This is a genomic window from Haloferax mucosum ATCC BAA-1512 (assembly GCF_000337815.1).
GTDB lineage: Archaea > Halobacteriota > Halobacteria > Halobacteriales > Haloferacaceae > Haloferax > Haloferax mucosum.
The window spans coordinates 452,223-467,689 of sequence record NZ_AOLN01000018.1 but is presented as its reverse complement, the minus strand read 5'-3'; the positions used below and the strand labels follow the sequence as shown (position 1 = coordinate 467,689).

At 62.7% G+C, this 15,467-nt stretch carries 15 protein-coding genes; 6 read left to right on the top strand and 9 right to left on the bottom strand.

Annotated features, from left to right (window positions below):
• Positions 1-3: 3 nt before the first annotated feature.
• Positions 4-1,137: a DUF373 family protein gene (locus tag C440_RS15045; protein ID WP_008321472.1), complete on the top strand. Its 1,134-nt coding sequence runs from the start codon at positions 4-6 to the stop codon at positions 1,135-1,137.
• 41 nt (positions 1,138-1,178) lie between these two features.
• On the opposite strand, the gene C440_RS15040 is transcribed toward C440_RS15045, so the two are convergent.
• Together C440_RS15040 and C440_RS15035 are read right to left on the bottom strand one after the other, a co-directional pair.
• A complete protein-coding gene (locus C440_RS15040; RefSeq protein WP_008321466.1) occupies positions 1,179-1,370 on the bottom strand; it encodes a DUF7333 family protein in 192 nt (63 codons plus the stop codon).
• A 153-nt stretch (positions 1,371-1,523) separates the two neighbouring features.
• Complete coding sequence (locus C440_RS15035; protein WP_008321465.1) at positions 1,524-2,306, bottom strand: aldo/keto reductase; 783 nt, start codon at positions 2,304-2,306, stop codon at positions 1,524-1,526.
• 174 nt (positions 2,307-2,480) lie between these two features.
• Between C440_RS15035 and C440_RS15030 the strand changes: the two genes are divergently transcribed.
• Together C440_RS15030 and C440_RS15025 are read left to right on the top strand one after the other, a co-directional pair.
• Positions 2,481-2,678, top strand: a complete 198-nt coding sequence (locus C440_RS15030) for a hypothetical protein (protein ID WP_008321464.1) — start codon at positions 2,481-2,483, stop codon at positions 2,676-2,678.
• 115 nt (positions 2,679-2,793) lie between these two features.
• Positions 2,794-3,525 carry a DUF6517 family protein gene (locus C440_RS15025; protein WP_008321463.1) on the top strand — a complete coding sequence of 244 codons (732 nt, stop codon included), beginning with the start codon at positions 2,794-2,796 and terminating at the stop codon, positions 3,523-3,525.
• Here the strand turns inward: C440_RS15025 and C440_RS15020 are convergent.
• On the bottom strand, positions 3,519-4,382 hold the full coding sequence (locus C440_RS15020; protein WP_008321462.1) for a 2-oxoacid:ferredoxin oxidoreductase subunit beta: 864 nt from the start codon (positions 4,380-4,382) through the stop codon (positions 3,519-3,521). The two genes, C440_RS15025 and C440_RS15020, sit on opposite strands and share 7 nt — an antisense overlap.
• The gene (locus C440_RS15015) at positions 4,379-6,139 is read right to left on the bottom strand and encodes a 2-oxoacid:acceptor oxidoreductase subunit alpha (protein ID WP_008321461.1); all 1,761 of its coding nucleotides are present in this window, start codon (positions 6,137-6,139) and stop codon (positions 4,379-4,381) included. Before C440_RS15015 ends, C440_RS15020 begins: the two co-directional genes overlap by 4 nt.
• A gap of 284 nt (positions 6,140-6,423) precedes the next feature.
• Here C440_RS15015 and C440_RS15010 point away from each other — a divergent pair, with 284 nt between their 5' ends.
• Positions 6,424-7,068 (top strand): FAD-dependent oxidoreductase, encoded by a 645-nt coding sequence (locus C440_RS15010; RefSeq protein WP_008321460.1) that lies wholly within the window; start codon positions 6,424-6,426, stop codon positions 7,066-7,068.
• A gap of 24 nt (positions 7,069-7,092) precedes the next feature.
• On the opposite strand, the gene C440_RS15005 is transcribed toward C440_RS15010, so the two are convergent.
• Genes C440_RS15005 through C440_RS14995 form a run of 3 tightly spaced genes read right to left on the bottom strand, consistent with a single transcriptional unit; the run spans position 7,093 to position 10,623 of the window.
• Complete coding sequence (locus tag C440_RS15005; RefSeq protein ID WP_008321459.1) at positions 7,093-7,899, bottom strand: ABC transporter permease; 807 nt, start codon at positions 7,897-7,899, stop codon at positions 7,093-7,095.
• Entirely contained in the window at positions 7,896-8,705 is an 810-nt protein-coding gene (locus C440_RS15000) for an ABC transporter ATP-binding protein (protein WP_008321458.1), read from the bottom strand. Before C440_RS15000 ends, C440_RS15005 begins: the two co-directional genes overlap by 4 nt.
• Positions 8,698-10,623 carry a NosD domain-containing protein gene (locus tag C440_RS14995; RefSeq protein WP_008321457.1) on the bottom strand — a complete coding sequence of 642 codons (1,926 nt, stop codon included), beginning with the start codon at positions 10,621-10,623 and terminating at the stop codon, positions 8,698-8,700. Before C440_RS14995 ends, C440_RS15000 begins: the two co-directional genes overlap by 8 nt.
• A gap of 202 nt (positions 10,624-10,825) precedes the next feature.
• Here C440_RS14995 and C440_RS14990 point away from each other — a divergent pair, with 202 nt between their 5' ends.
• Complete coding sequence (locus C440_RS14990) at positions 10,826-12,526, top strand: methylmalonyl-CoA mutase family protein (RefSeq protein WP_008321456.1); 1,701 nt, start codon at positions 10,826-10,828, stop codon at positions 12,524-12,526.
• Between the two features lie 118 nt (positions 12,527-12,644).
• Entirely contained in the window at positions 12,645-14,633 is a 1,989-nt protein-coding gene (gene acs / locus C440_RS14985; protein ID WP_008321455.1) for an acetate--CoA ligase, read from the top strand.
• Positions 14,634-14,645: 12 nt separating this feature from the next.
• Here the strand turns inward: acs and C440_RS14980 are convergent, their stop codons facing one another.
• Together C440_RS14980 and C440_RS14975 are read right to left on the bottom strand one after the other, a co-directional pair.
• A complete protein-coding gene (locus tag C440_RS14980; RefSeq protein WP_008321454.1) occupies positions 14,646-14,891 on the bottom strand; it encodes a hypothetical protein in 246 nt (81 codons plus the stop codon).
• Positions 14,892-15,029: 138 nt separating this feature from the next.
• Positions 15,030-15,437: a universal stress protein gene (locus C440_RS14975; protein ID WP_008321453.1), complete on the bottom strand. Its 408-nt coding sequence runs from the start codon at positions 15,435-15,437 to the stop codon at positions 15,030-15,032.
• Positions 15,438-15,467 lie beyond the last annotated feature (30 nt).

Here is a 15,467-nt window from a genome sequence, read left to right as displayed (position 1 = left end):
CACGTGACCACGCTCGTCCTCTGTGTCGATCGAGCGAACGACATCGGCCGCAAGTCGGGACTCTCGACGCCCGTGGTCGGCTGGGAGGCGGTTCGGTCGCTCGTCACCGACGTTGGACTCGCTGACCCGGAGGATTCGAGCGTCAACTGCCTGCTCGAAGCCTTGCGCGTCACCCGCGAACTCCGAGACGAGCGCGAGGACGCCGAAGTCGCCGTTATCTCGGGAGCGAGCGAAACCACCGTCGGCGCGGACAGAGCCGTCGCGCGGCAACTGGACGAGCTGGTCGAGTTATACGATGTCGAGTCCGCGGTCGTCGTCACCGACAGTGCGGAAGACGAGCGACTCGTGCCCGTCATCGAGAGCCGACTGCGCGTGGACGCGGTTGACCGCGTGGTCGTCCGGCAGGCCCACGACATCGAATCGACGTACTACCTCCTCAAGCAGTTTCTCGCCGACGAGGAACTCCGCTCGACGGTGCTCGTTCCCGTCGGCGTTGGCTTGCTTCTCGTCCCGCTGTTGCTTGTTCAGTTCGAACCCGCGGTGGCGATGGCGGGAGTTGCGGCCCTTCTCGGAGCGGTCCTCCTCTACAAAGGACTGGCCATCGACGAGTTCCTCTCAGACGTTCCCGAACAGGTCCGCGACTCGCTTTACTCCGGGCAGGTCTCCGTCGTCACGTACGCGGTGGCGGCGGGTCTCGCCATCGTCGGCCTGTTTATCGGTGCGCTCGAAGTGCAGACACCGAGCATCGGCGGCGACGAGTTGTTCGTCCCGTCGCTTCTGTTCGTCTATCACAGCGTTCCGTGGCTGGCGCTTTCGGCGCTCACCGCTAGCGCGGGTCGCCTCCTCGACGAACTCATCGGTAGCGAACGCATCTCGACGTCGTACATGAATCTCCCGTTCGGCGTCATCGCTATCGGGCTTGTCGTCCGCGGGGTCGCCGGGTTCCTGCTCGAACGGCAGGGCGAACTGTCGCAACTCGAACTCCTCGGCTGGGTTCGGCTCTCCCCGACACAACGGCTGGCGATGTTCATCTTCGCGGGCATCGTTATCAGCCTCGTCGGGGCGCGCATCTCGGCGACCGTTTCGGACGAGACGCTCGAAGATGTCGTCGAGAGCCGGCGGCAAAACGAGAGTTAGGTCGCTGGACGTTTCCGAGACGCCGTGAGAGCGCGAGACGCTTAGTTTGCGGCTCGGTATTCACCGTGTTTGACGCCGAGTGCGAGACAGATGGCTCCGAAGACGAGCATCGACGGCGTCACCATCATCAAGACGATATTCGTTCTCATCATCCTGCCGCCGATGAGTCCCGCGGTTCCGAGGGCGACGAGCGCGACGAGCAACGCGACTGTCTTGGTCAGGTCGAACTCCATGTTCTTCTGTCGGGACCGAATCGACAAATCGGTTGCGACTTCAAACCAGGATACGGCGGACGGAACGACGGATGCCGCACAAGAACGCGCAAAAAGCGAATAAAAGAGGCGCGTTGAATCGTCTCTTCGAGGTGCTCGGTTGCTACTGCGTCGTTACCATGGCGCGAAGCCGGGGTCAACACGCCGGTCGGTCGTTTCGATAGCGTCGATGGCCGCGATGTCTTCGTCGTCGAGTGTCAGTTCGAGCGACTCCCAGTTGTCCCGGATGTGGCCCTCGCTCGTCGCCTTCGGAATCGCCGTCACACCGTTTTCACGAAGCCACGCGAGGGAGACTTGCGCCTCGCTCACGTCGTGTTTCTCGGCGATGTCGGAGAGCACGTCCACATCGAACACCGTTCCCCGGGCGAGCGGCGAGTACGCGACGATTTCGACGCCTTCGTCGGCACAGACGTCGCGCAGTTCGTCCTGCTGGAGGAGCGGGTGAAGCTCGACTTGGTTGGCAAAAATCCCCGATTCGGACAGTTCGACCGCTTCGCGGAGTTGTTCGGGCTCGAAGTTCGAGACGCCGACGCGCTTCGTCAGGCCGTCTTCGACGAGTTCGTCGAAGGCGCTGAGCGTCGCTTCGGCGTCGTACTCGCCGGCCGGCCAGTGGACGTACAGCAGGTCTACGTACTCGACGCCGAGTTTGTCGAGACTCTCCCGTGTGCTCTCGATAACGTCGTCGTGAGAGAGTTCGTCGATCCAGACCTTGGTGGCGAGGAAGATATCGTCGCGGTCAACGTCGGCGGCGGCGATTCCCTCACCGACCTCGGCTTCGTTCCCGTAGATTTGGGCGGTGTCGATGTGTCGGTATCCCATCTCCAGCGCCGTCTTCACGGCGTTCGTACACTCGTCGGGGTCCGTGTTCTCCCACGTTCCGAGGCCGAGCATCGGCATCCCGTTCGTCACTGGCACGTCGTCTGCCGAGGGTAGGTGCTCTGTCATAGGGAATGCGACGGCCGCGAGTTGAAAAGCCGTTCCGGAAGGGTAGGGATTTTCCGGCTTTGACGCGCCGGTCAGGGGTACATATTTATATGACATGTGGTAGCATATCTATATTGGTGGTCATGAATGTCGTCTGCCTCGGAGCCGTTGACAGAAGAGAACACGAACGCATTCGCACACCGCATCGCGGGTGACTCGCTCGTCTACGAGTGTCCACACTGCGAGTTCGGAGAGGTACTTGTCACCGAACTCATCGAGTCCGACGATGCCCGGTGTCTCGACTGCGGGACTCGGTACCGACTCCACATCGAGACGGTCGAGTAACGTCTGTTATCGTTTCGGACTCCGATTCCAAGGTCCACAACTCTTCCAAGCCGGACTGTCCACGACTACCGCGACTAGCGAGACTACATGTTCGTAGCGCGCCTCTAGAGACGTCATGCGCTCTGTTCGTTCGACGCTCTCACCGACTCTCGCGGTCGTACTCGTCGTCGTCTTCGCTGGCTGTCTCGGCGGGGGAACGACGTTCTCCGCCGACCCGGCTACTATCCCGCCGACAGCCTACGAGTCACACGGCTACGTCTACGGCAACAGCACCGTCATCCCGCTTTCCTACGAGGTCGGCGTCGGCCCTGCCACCCGGACGGTCGGCGTCGAAACGTGGGTGTCGGGGTACTCGAAGACGACCGCAGACGGCGACATCTCGGCGCTCGCCGTTGTTTCGTCGCCTGACGCAACCGTCGCGGGACAGTCGGTGAACCCGCTTTCGAACGTGGGGAACCGCGAACTCGTCAGAACCGGGCTCGACCTTCTCGCGGACGCACAAGCTCTCGGTAACGTCTCGGAGGTCAACGGTGTCCGCGAGGTCGGCGCTCGAAACGTGACGATGCTCGGCGCGGAGACGGAACTCGTCACCTACGCCGGAACGGTCGAAGTCGAACCAGGTGAGATGACTGTCGATGGTGAGCCTCTCGCCTCCGACGGCGGCACCGCTGACGTTCGAATCCACGTCGCAACCGTCGAACACGAGAGCGATATCGTCGTCGTCATCGCGGTTCACGGGGCCGGGATGGACGAAACAGACGCGGTCGCGGCGCTCGCGGCGGCTGTCGAACATCCGGGAACGGTCGAAAAAACGGTCGGTGCGAACGAGTCGAACGCGGTTCAGTAGAACTCGCGGACGAGGTCCATCGCGTCGTCGGGCGCGCCCGACGGGATGTCGGACATGTTCTCCGTGACGCCGAACTTCTGCTCGTAGGAGACCGAATCCTCGTCTTTGTAGATGACGCCCTCGTACTCCTTCGAGGAGTCGAGAATCTTGTCTTTGGCGTCGTCGTAGTCGGTCGGGTCGTGGTCCGTGTCTGCGAGGTCAACGAGGTTGTCGCGGAAGTAGTCGTAGGTGTCCACGTCGTTGAACGTCACACACGGGCTGAACACGTTCACGAAGCCGAAGCCGTCGTGCTCGATAGCTTCTTGAACGATTTCGGCGTGGCGCTTGTGGTCGGTCGCAAAGGACTGCGCGATGAACGTCCCACCGGCGGCCAGCGAGAGCGCGAGCGGGTTGACCGGGGGCTGTTTCGGCCCTTCTGGCGTCGTCGAGGTCTCGAAGTCCTCGCGCGAGGTCGGGGACGCCTGTCCCTTCGTCAGCCCGTAGATGCGGTTGTCCATGACGACGTAGGCCATATCGACGTTGCGGCGAACGGCGTGGATGAAGTGACCCGCACCGATGGAGTACCCGTCACCGTCGCCACCAGCGGCGACGACGGTCAGGTTGGGGTTCGCCAGTTTGGCACCGGCGGCGACGGGGAGCGAGCGCCCGTGGACGCCGTGGATGGCGTACGAGTGCATGTACGTCCCGATTTTGCCGGAACAGCCGATACCGGCGACGAGGAACGTGTTGTCCGGGTCGTTGCCGGAGTTGGCGAGTGCTTTCATAATACCGTTCATCGTCCCGAAGTCCCCACAGCCGGGACACCAGGTCGGTTGCTTGTCTGATTTGAAGTCGGTGAAGCGGACGTCTGAGCTCATGCTGAAACCTCCTCTGTGTCGAGGGTGGCTTTGATTTCGTCTGCGAGTTCGTCCGCCTTGAAGCGGACGCCGTCGTATTTGTTGATGCGCTTGACACGGGTCAATGTGTCGTGCTCGACGACGTTTGCGAACTGTCCGGTGGCGTTACACTCGACCACGATAACTTCGTCCGCCGCCTCGATATCCTCGGTGAGGTCCGGGCGCGGGAACATATACGGGACCGAGAGGAAGCGGATGTCGATGCCGTCCGCTTCGAGGAAGTCCATCGCTTCGACGAGGGCACCCTCGTTGGACCCCCACGAGACGACAAGTACATCGGAGTCGGAGTTGCCGAACTCGCGCGGCTCGAAGTCTTCGGTTTCCTCCGCCGTCTCGACCTTCCGGTCACGCTTTTCGACCTGTTCGACACGCATCGAGGTGTCTTCGGTCCGGCGACCGAGTTCGTCGTGTTCGAGACCGGTAGACATGTGTGCGCCCCGTTCCGTGCCGGGGAACGCCCGCGGACTGATTCCGTCGTCGGTGAGCGCGTGGGGCTGGAAGCGATCCTTCTCGTCGAGCCATTCGTCGATGGTGTCGTCGTCAACGACCTTGCCGCGGTCGATTTCGACGGCGTCCATGTCGAACGCGTCGGGCGAGAAGGTCTGTTCTGTGACCGCCATTGCGAGGTCGGCGGCGACGTAGACCGGAAGCTGGTATTTCTCGGCGAGGTTGAACGCCTCCACCGTCTTCCAGAAGCACTCGGAGATGGTCGTCGGCGCGACGACGAAGCGCGGAATCTCGCCGTGGCCGCCCTGAAGCATCATGTTCAGGTCACCCTGTTCTTGTTTTGTCGGCATCCCTGTCGAGGGACCCGAGCGCATCACGTCAACGATGACGAGCGGCGTCTCGGAGGTGGCGACGAGACCGAACGTCTCCGCCATGAGGTCGATACCCGGACCGGAGGTCGCCGTCATCGAGCGCGCGCCGGCGCGTGCGGCACCGAGTGCGAGGTTGATGGCGGCGAGTTCGTCTTCTGCCTGCACGACGTGTCCACCGTAGCGTTCGATTCGCCCGGTAAGGTACTCCATGACGTTCGTGGCCGGCGTGATTGGATAGCCGGCGTAGAACCGACAACCGGCGGCGATTGCGCCCATGCCGATGGCCTCGTCGCCGTTGAGAAGCACGTAATCTTCGTCGGTCGTTTCGAGTTCGTACTCGAACTCGTGGTCGTACTCTTCGTGAACGTAGTCGCGTCCCGCGCGGGCGGCTTCCTTGTTGTTCTCGACGATTGCCTCGCCCTTCCCGCCGAAGCGCTTCTGGAGCGCGCTGTCGAGGCTCTCGATGGGGAAGTCGGTGACGGCACACGCCGCGCCGAGTGCGACGACGTTGCGCATGATTGCGCCACCGGCTTCCTCGGCGAGCGCCTGAAGCGGAACGTCAAGCCCGACCATCCCGTCGGGAATCTCCACGTCTGCCATCGTCGAGCGGTCGCCGTCGTAGATGATGACGGAACCGTCGTGGAGTTCGTCGAGATTCTCCTCGATGGTTCGTGGTGTGAGTGCGATGAGGACGTCGAGTCTATCGACGACGCTCTGTACGGGGTCGATTGCCGTCCGAACTTTGTAAGCAGTGTAGCCACCGCGGATCCGCGAAGCGAAATCCTTGGAAGTGAACACGTGCCGTCCAGCCCGGGAGAGCGCCTGAGCGAAAATCTTCCCCGTGGAGTCGATGCCATCGCCAGCCTCGCCGCCGATGGCCCAGTTGAAGTCCGCAGGCATGCTGAGTGAAATCTACCCATAGGCGGGTCAAAAGCCTTCTGAAAATTTGTGTAAAACTCCGCTGTCGGTCATAAACGAAACCTCGGCATACAAGCCGCGAGAGTGTATTTTTCACCGACTCATTCGATTCGATTAGTCACTGTTTTCGAATGTGGTGGACAAATGTCCAATTGTTTCCGAATTCGGCCGCTCGCGGCAATCACATCCGGTTTCGAGTCGCGGTCGCACCGGCCACGGCATCCGGGAAGGCAAGGCCCTTGTGAGCCTACGACGAACCGCCACACATGGACGCAACCGTCACCGTCTCTGCGGCCCGCAGTGTCGGCCCCGGAACGGTCGCTATCGAGTTCGAGACGCCGACTGGCTTCGAAGCCGAGCCGGGACAGTTCGTAAAACTCGCCGCCGAAGTGGACGGCGAATCGTACGCTCGCTTCTACACGCTGTCGTCGCCCGGCGTCGGCGACACCTTCGAGGTAACCGTCGGCATCGACCCCGACGAGGCCGGCCCGTTCAGCCAGCATCTCGAATCGTTGGCCGACGGTGACACCATCGACCTCTCCGGCCCGTTCGGAGACAGCTACTACGATGGCGACGCCCGCGTGGTCGTCCTCGCTGGCGGTCCCGGAATCGGCCCGGCGGTCGGCATCGCAGAAGCGGCCGTCGCCGACGACAACGACGCCGCGGTCGTCTATCTCGACGACGCGCCCGCGCACGAAGACCGACTCGACGCGCTCCGCGACGGTGGCGCGAGTGTGGTCGTCACCGACGACGACGCGGCCCTCGCAGATGCAGTCGCCGATGCACTGACTGGTGTCGAGGGAGAGCAGGTGTTCGTCTACGGCTTCGCGGGATTCGTCGAAGCCGCCACCGACGCCATCGAGACCGCCGACGGCGACGCTGACGCGGCGAAAGTCGAGAACTTCGGCTGACCCGACCCTGCGTTTCGTCGCAGTCTATTCGACCGGTTTCCACGCAGTCAGTACCGCGACGACGAGCGCCGCGGCGACCCACCCGACGAGTCCGACGAGCGCCGCAAGCGGCGGCCTTTGGCTCCCAGTCTCGACGGCGACGCCGAAGACGAGCGAGCGAAACGCCCCGTTCGGGCTGAGCGCGAGCACCAGCGGCACCGCGTCGATGCCGAACGTACCCGAAGCGAGACCGGCAACTGCCGTGGCATCGACCCCGACGACGAAGGCGACGAGTAAGCCGACGGCGAGCGCGATAGCCTGCCGGGCGGTCCGCGCCGCGGCAGAGACGGCGAGCGCGACGGCGGCAACCGCGAGCGCGAACACCACCGCGAGCACGGCAAAGCGGACGAACGCGACGGGCGAATCGGCGGCCGCGTTCAGCGCGAGAAACGTCGGTTTCGCCGGTGACAACACCGGCACGGTCGCGGCCGCGACGAGAAGCGAACCGAAGACGACCACGACGAGCGCGATGCTCCGCCCGAGGTAGACGCCGCCGACGTACGAGAGACGAGACACGTCGAACGTCCGGAGCACGTCCAACTCGCCGGTTTGTCGGTCCGAAAGGACGGCCCGATAACAGAGCGCGAACGCGAGAAGCGGCACGAGCGCCTCGACAAACGGCACGAGGTCGAGAACGAGCGGGACATACCCGCCGCGAGCGCCGGTTCCCGCGGCCGCGACGGCGACGACGGTGAGACCAAAGACGACCGCGAGCGCGACGACGGCGGGCGTTCGGACGACCGTCCGGAGTTCGCGCGCCGCGATGGCGAACAGGTCTTCGACGTCGCTCATCTCCCTTCGACCTCCTCGGTCGAGACGAACTCGCCGAATGCCGTCTGGAGGTCGGCCGCACTGACTGCTTCGACCAACTCACCTGGTGGACCGTCGGCGACGAACCGGCCGCCGTCGAGGACGGCGACGCGGTCTGCGGTACGCTCGACGGGACCGAGGTTATGCGACGAGAGGACGACCGCGACGCCCGAATCGGCGAGTTCCGAGACGATATCGAACAGTCGTTCGACCATTCCGGGGTCGAGTCCGCTCGCGGGTTCGTCGAGGACGAGGACCGCCGGGTCGCCGATGAGCGCACGGCCGAGTCCAAGCAGGCGCGTCATCCCCCCGGAGAGCGCATCGACGCGGCGGTCCGACGCCTCGACGAGACCGACGTGGGTCAGTATCTCCGAGACGTCCACGTCGCCGTCGGCGAACTGTGCGTAGAATCGGAGCGTGTCGGCCGCCGAAAAGCCGTCTCTGAAGCCGGGTTGCTGGGGGAGATAGCCGACGCGGTTGTGGCCGCCTTGGCCCTCGCGTCTGTCGTCTTCTCCTTGTCCGCTCGCGCCGACAGACACGGTTCCTTCGTCGGGGGTTCGCACCCGCGCCAAAAATCGGAGGAGCGTCGATTTACCCGAGCCGTTCGGCCCGACGAGCGCGACGATTTCACCGGGTTCGACCGAGAGCGAGACGCCTTCGAGCACGTGAATGTCGCCAAACGCGTGCGAGAGGTCGGTCGCTTCGATAGCCGGCCGCGCGGCCCCGGTGCTCTCGGTCGTCGATTCGTCCTCTGTCGCGTCTCGAACTGCGGTATCTCCTTCAGACATCTTCGGTCTCCGTCGCGTTGCGGTCTGCGAGTACGTCCGGTTGCACCGGTTTCGTTCGGGCCGCGGCATCGACGACACCGGACCCACGAAGGCCGGACACGTCGTCGCGGGCGCGCCGGAGCGCGCCCATCACAGGCGACCGAGAGAGAGCGAGCGCCGCGGGGTCCCGACCGAGCGCGGAATCGACCGGGCCGGTCGGCTGGTATGCTCTGTCGTACACGCCGTCGTCGTTGGCGTCTTCGAGCGGTAAGTCGCCCCAGTAGTTGCCGTCGCCCTCGCGGGTCCACGTCCGCATGGGACCGAGCGAGGATTCTACCTGGACGTCGTTTCCGACGATATCGTTGCGGACGACGACGTTCGTCGGGAACGTCGAACTTCCGCGGACGCCGATGTCGTTTCCGACGACGACGTTCCGAACGTACACTTGCCTGTCGCCGCTGACGTCCATGCCGTACTCGCCGTCTGCGAAGACGTTGTCGGCGACGTAGGTGTCGCTTCCGGCGGGAATGAAGCCGAAATTCGAGTTCCGAACGTCGTTTCCGACCACGAGATTGCCGACGGGGCGAGTCATGATGATAACCCCGATACGGTTGTCGCGGACGACGTTGTCGGCGATGAGGACGTTCGAGGTGTACATCTCGTGGACGCCGTAGCGGCCGCTTTCCATGTGGTTGTCTCTGATGACGCTCCCGTCGGCGCGGTGGGTGTAGACGCCGTCACGGCCGTCGAGAAACGTGGAGTCTTCGACGACCGAGCGCTCACCGATGAGCACGACGCCCATGAATCCGTCGGAGGGTTCCGAAGCGCCCTGAACGGTCAGGTTCTTCAGGACGCTGTTCGCGCTCTCGCGGACGATGACGCCGCTTGCGGGCGTGTCGATGCGGACGTTTCGGACCGCCGATTCGTTCGCGCCGTCGAGGACGATACCGGCGTCACCGCGGCCGTATGCGAGTTCGACGCGGGTGTCCCAATCGACTGACTCGTTCGTCGCCCGAATCCTGCGGGTTCCGACATCGCCGACGCCGGCAATCGAGAGGTCTGCCACGGCGGCGTGGTCGGCGCGGACGTGGACGACGGTATCGTTGCCGTCGCCGACGAGTGTCGTCTCGTTGCCGTCGCCGACGAGCGTAATCGAGCGGTTCACATCGACGGACTCGACCGCATAGGTGCCCGCAGGGACGTAGACGGCGGTGTCGTTCGGTGCCGCCTCGACGGCCGCCTCGACGGTGGGTACATCTTCGCCGACGACGGTCGAAACCGGGCGGTCGAACAGTGCATCACTCGCAGTGACGGTCTGGTTGGCCCAGTCGTGGTGGGACGCGACGGACGATTCGAACGCGTCGATTCGAGACGAGAGCGGACTGTCGGTTCGGTCCTTGAGACGACGCCAATCGACGACGTCGCCGCCGTGTTCGTCGGCGAACGACCGTGCGGCGTCGGCATCTGAAAACGGAACGGCGATGGGTCCGGACGGGACGCGAGCGCCCGAATCGACGACGAACGCGGCGTCTGTCGCTTTGACCCACCCGGGGTGGCGATTGTGTTTCGTGCGGAGATAGCCGTCTTCGTCGATTGTGGGTGCGACCGTCGCGTAGTCGGTGACGAACACCGCGAGCGGGTCGCCGAACTGCCGGGCGCTCTCTTTGGTCGAAACGTCGGCGGCGGCGGTCGCCACGTCGTAGTAGCCGATAACGTAGCGATACCGCGAAAAGTGCGCCTGCGCGACGGGGACTTCGAAGCCCTCGACTTCGGAGAGTCGAACGTCAACCGACGTGCCGCCGGTTTTCACCGTGTCGTCGAACGGGACCGGCGAGACGGTGCCTGCGGCGGGAACGACGAACGAGACGCTTGCGAGAACGAACACGAGCGCGACGGCGACGGCGGCCCACCGGGTCGTCGCGGGTGTGACGAGTGCCATCGAGTTTAGAATCCGAACGGGGCGAACTCAGCCGCTTCGACCGGTTGAGTCGCGTCCCTCGGGTGGCCCGTGTCGTTCTCGAAGTCGTACATGCCCGGTGGTAGGTCTTCGAGGGGTGATATGCACGGTGGTCTGTCCGTCGAAGCGCCACGGTGTGCAGACCACCCGAATAATTAATCATTGTCCATACTGATTCACGAGCATGTACGACGACGAGGACTTGGCGTCGATTCGAGAGGCCCGCGAGGAGTGGGAGTCCGAGACACGCGACCCGTTCCTCGAAAAGGGTGGCGAGCGAAAGAATCGGTTTGCGACCGTCTCGAACCACGAAGTCGAAGACATCTACACGCCAGACGATATCGCGGACCTCGATTACGAGGAGGACCTCGGGTTCCCCGGTGAGTCGCCGTACACGCGCGGGGTCTATCCGACCATGTACCGCGGCCGGACGTGGACGATGCGCCAGTTCGCCGGTTTCGGAACCGCAACGGAGACCAACGAGCGGTTCCACTACCTCATCGAGAATGGCCAGACCGGTCTCTCGACGGCGTTCGACATGCCTTCGCTGATGGGCAAAGATTCCGACGACCCGCTTTCTGACGGGGAGGTCGGAAAAGAAGGCGTCGCCGTGGACACGCTCCGCGACATGGAGGTGCTTTTCGACGGCATCGACATCGGCGAGGTAACCACGTCGTTTACTATCAACCCGTCCGCGCCGGTCGTCTTCGCCATGTACGTCGCGCTCGCGGACAACCGCGGCGTCCCCCGCGACCAAATCGGTGGCACCTTCCAAAACGACATGCTCAAGGAGTTCATCGCGCAGAAAGAGTGGGTCATCCCGCCCGAACCGTCGCTCAAACTCGTCACCGACACGGTCGAGTTCGCGGCCGACGAGACTCCGCGAATCCGCCCGATTTCGGTTTCGGGCTACCACATCCGTGAAGCCGGTTCGACGGCGATTCAGGAACTCGCGTTCACGCTCGCCGACGGCTTCGCATACGTCGAAGACGCGATGGACCGCGGTCTCGACATCGACGAGTTCGCCCCGCAACTGTCATTCTTTTTCAACTCGCACAACTCTATCTTCGAAGAGGTTGCCAAGTTCCGCGCCGCTCGCCGCATCTACCACCACGTCATGTCCGAGTGGTACGATGCCGAAGACGAGCGCTCGAAGCAACTGAAGTTCCACACGCAGACTGCGGGACAGTCGCTGACTGCTCAGCAACCGCTCAACAACATCGTCCGCGTGACGATTCAGGCGCTCGCCGGCGTCCTCGGCGGCACCCAGTCGCTCCACACCAACAGTTTCGACGAGGCGCTTGCGCTTCCGTCCGAAGAGGCCGTGACGGTTGCCCTGCGGACCCAGCAGATTATCGCCGAGGAGTCCGGCGCGGCCGACGTTATCGACCCGCTCGGTGGCAGTTTCTTCATCGAAAAACTCACCGACGAAGTCGAGACCGAGGCGATGGCCTACATCGAAGAGATTCGAGAGATGGGCGATGGCTCGGTCCGCGACGGCGTGCTCGCCGGTATCGACGAGGGCTACTACCACAAGGAGATTAGCGAGGCATCCTACGAGTACCAATCGCGGGTCGAAGAGGGAGAAGAAATAGTCGTCGGCGTCAACAAGTACGCGAGCGACGACGACAGCCGCCCCGACCTCCTGCACGTCGAAGACGAAGTCCAAGACCGCCAGCTCGAACGACTCGAATCGGTCAAGAACGAACGCGACGACGAGGCGGTCGAAGCGGCACTCGACGAACTCAGAGAGACCGTCCAACGCGGTGAGAACGTGATGCCCATCCTCGTTGACGCTGTGAAAGAGTACGCGACGATGGGCGAGATTATGGACGTGTTCGCAGAAGAGTACGGTACCTACCGTGAAACTATCGGGGTGATGTGAAACTCAGCCAGCCGACTATTCTTTCGATTCATCAGTTCGTGATGAGGCAAAAATCGCCCGTCCATACTGCGTCACTACATAGATTTATCATGGAGGATTAATGTAGTTAGAATGTACTATGGCAGACGGTGACAGTGAACTAGAGGCACGGTTAGTGGAACAAGAGGAGTTCGAACCCTCTGCGGAGTTCGTCGAACAGGCGAACGTTTCTGACCCGGCGATTTACGACGAATTCGACGAAAACTGGCCCGAGTGTTGGGAGCGGGCCGCGGAGATGCTCGATTGGGACGTTGATTACGATACGGTCCTCGACGATTCGAACCCGCCGTTCTACAAGTGGTTTACCGGCGGCAAACTGAACGTTTCGTACAACTGCGTCGATAGACACGTCGAAAACGGCGATAAGAACCGCGTCGCCATCAAATGGGAAGGCGAACACGGTGACACACGAACGTACACGTACCAAGACCTCTACCGCGAGGTAAACGAGTTCGCGGCCGCGCTCTCGGACCTCGGCGTCGAAGAAGACGACGTCGTTACGCTCTACATGCCGATGGTTCCCGAGTTGCCGATTGCGATGCTGGCTTGCGCCCGAATCGGCGCGCCGCACTCGGTCGTTTTCGCCGGGTTCTCCGCCGAGGCACTTGCGACACGGATGAACGCCGCCGACTCTCAGTATCTCGTTACCTGTGATGGGTACTACCGCCGCGGCGACGCACTCGACCACCTCGACAAAGCGAACGAAGGTCTCGACAGCGTTGCCCACGGCGTCGATTCGACCGTCGTCGTCGACCGACTCGGAGACGACGGCTTCGGCCACGACCTGCGCGGCAACCAACACGACTGGGACGACTTGTTGGCCGAGCACGCTGGCGAGCGCATCGACCCCGTCCAGCGCGACGCCGAGGACATGCTCTTTTTGATGTATACCTCGGGAACGACGGGCCAACCCAAAGGTGTCAAACACACGACCGGTGGGTATCTCGCCTACGCGGCGTGGACCTCACACGCCGTCTTGGACATCGAAAAGCAAGACACCTACTGGTGTTCTGCGGATATCGGCTGGATTACGGGTCATTCGTACATCGTCTACGGCCCACTGGCGCTCGGCACGTCAACCGTGATGTACGAAGGGACGCCCGACTTCCCCAACCGCGACCGTCTGTGGGAACTCGTCGAAAAGTACTCGGTCGATATCTTCTACACCGCGCCGACGGCGATTCGAGCCTTCATGAAATGGGGAAGCAGGTACCCCGAGCAACACGACCTGTCGAGTCTTCGCCTGCTTGGAACGGTGGGTGAGCCGATTAACCCGCGCGCGTGGAAGTGGTACTACAAACACATCGGCAACGAGGAGTGCCCGGTCGTGGACACGTGGTGGCAGACGGAGACGGGCGGAATGATGATTACGACGCTCCCGGGAATCAAGGGGATGAAACCGGGGTCCGCGGGGCCGGCGCTTCCGGGTATCGACGCGAAAATCGTCGATACGAGCGGAACGGAGGTCGATGCTGGCAGAGCGGGCTACCTCACGGTCGGCAAGCCGTGGCCGGGGATGCTCCGGACGCTCTACGAGAACGACGAGCGGTTCGTCCAAGAGTACTGGCAGGAGTACTCCGACACCGACAGCGACGACCCCGACGACTGGGTCTACTTCCCCGAAGACGGCGCGAAAATCGACCAAGACGAGTACATCACCATCCTCGGCCGCGTTGACGACGTGATCAACGTCTCCGGCCACCGTCTCGGGACGATGGAAATCGAATCCGCAATCGTCGGCGTCGAAGGCGTCGCCGAGGCGGCCGTCGTCGGTGGCAATCACGAAGTGAAAGGCGAAGCCGTCTACGCGTACGTCATCACCGAAGAGGGCCAAACCGAAGACGAGGAGATGCGCGAGCGTATCATCGCGGGCGTCGAAGACGCAATCGGTCCGATTGCACGTCCCGAACAGGTCGTCTTCACCCCGGAACTCCCGAAGACCCGCTCGGGGAAGATTATGCGACGGCTTCTCGAAGAGATTGCGAACGGCGAAGAACTCGGTGACACGACGACGCTCCGCAACCCGGAAATCGTCAGCGCGATTCAGCGAGAAGCAGAACGCGAGTAGCGACCCGCACCGTCACCGTTCGAGTTCTTCTAACCACGCAGACAGCGACCGTTCGTTACGGAAATATAACCGCTCGCGGACGCCGTCGCGTTCGAGGACGACGAGCAGGTGTTTCTCCGAGAGACGAATCTCTTCGCCGCTGTACGTGCAGGGTTCGATTCGCTCGTCACCGGGCCGCCACAGTCTGTGCGGTACGACACGGACGATGGTGTCGTCCCCACCCGTCGGTGACCGGCCGGTGTAATCCGAAAGGGCCATACCGACGGTACGAACTCCGCAGATAAGTTATTTTCTTGTATAGTTTGGGTAGTAATATAGTCGCTAGCGGGAGATTGTGAGCGGTATTGTCAGAATAGAGTGCTACGTAGTTGCGGTTGCGACTGCCCTGTTTGGTCGTTACTCGCTGGCCCGTTTCGTCGTCCCCGAAACCATCACCGGCAAGTCGGTGTTCAGAATCACCGATTGTGTGACGCTTCCGAAAAGTGCCTTCCCGGCGGGCGACCGTTTGCGCCCGGCGGTAACGATGAGGTCCGCGTTCTCGTCTTCGGCGAACTCGACGATAACCTCAGCCGGGTCGCCAGATGACTCGGTCACGTTGTAGTCGATTCCGTGGTCGTCGAGGGACTCTCCCGCTTTTCGGACCGAGTGAATCTGCGTCGCTGATGCGCCGCTTGGGTTGTCTGTGAAACTGTGAACCAGCGTGACCGTCTTGTCGGAAGCATCTCCAGGGAGTTCCGCAACCGCCTCGACGCAGGCGAGCGCGTGTTCCGCGTCGTCGTCAACGCCAATCACTACCTGGTACATACTACCACGTCCCATCGACCACGCTTAGTA

What these genes read in the sequence shown, in the direction of transcription:
- C440_RS15030 (WP_008321464.1), top strand. Translation starts at nt 2,481, where the DNA reads ATGTCGTCTGCCTCGGAGCCGTTGACAGAAGAGAACACGAACGCATTC.
- C440_RS15020 (WP_008321462.1), bottom strand. Translation starts at nt 4,382, where the DNA reads ATGAGCTCAGACGTCCGCTTCACCGACTTCAAATCAGACAAGCAACCG.
- C440_RS14975 (WP_008321453.1), bottom strand. Translation starts at nt 15,437, where the DNA reads ATGTACCAGGTAGTGATTGGCGTTGACGACGACGCGGAACACGCGCTC.
- C440_RS15025 (WP_008321463.1), top strand. Translation starts at nt 2,794, where the DNA reads ATGCGCTCTGTTCGTTCGACGCTCTCACCGACTCTCGCGGTCGTACTC.
- C440_RS15040 (WP_008321466.1), bottom strand. Translation starts at nt 1,370, where the DNA reads ATGGAGTTCGACCTGACCAAGACAGTCGCGTTGCTCGTCGCGCTCGTC.
- C440_RS15035 (WP_008321465.1), bottom strand. Translation starts at nt 2,306, where the DNA reads ATGCCGATGCTCGGCCTCGGAACGTGGGAGAACACGGACCCCGACGAG.
- acs (WP_008321455.1), top strand. Translation starts at nt 12,645, where the DNA reads ATGGCAGACGGTGACAGTGAACTAGAGGCACGGTTAGTGGAACAAGAG.
- C440_RS14995 (WP_008321457.1), bottom strand. Translation starts at nt 10,623, where the DNA reads ATGGCACTCGTCACACCCGCGACGACCCGGTGGGCCGCCGTCGCCGTC.
- C440_RS14980 (WP_008321454.1), bottom strand. Translation starts at nt 14,891, where the DNA reads ATGGCCCTTTCGGATTACACCGGCCGGTCACCGACGGGTGGGGACGAC.
- C440_RS15015 (WP_008321461.1), bottom strand. Translation starts at nt 6,139, where the DNA reads ATGCCTGCGGACTTCAACTGGGCCATCGGCGGCGAGGCTGGCGATGGC.
- C440_RS14990 (WP_008321456.1), top strand. Translation starts at nt 10,826, where the DNA reads ATGTACGACGACGAGGACTTGGCGTCGATTCGAGAGGCCCGCGAGGAG.
- C440_RS15005 (WP_008321459.1), bottom strand. Translation starts at nt 7,899, where the DNA reads ATGAGCGACGTCGAAGACCTGTTCGCCATCGCGGCGCGCGAACTCCGG.
- C440_RS15000 (WP_008321458.1), bottom strand. Translation starts at nt 8,705, where the DNA reads ATGTCTGAAGGAGATACCGCAGTTCGAGACGCGACAGAGGACGAATCG.
- C440_RS15010 (WP_008321460.1), top strand. Translation starts at nt 6,424, where the DNA reads ATGGACGCAACCGTCACCGTCTCTGCGGCCCGCAGTGTCGGCCCCGGA.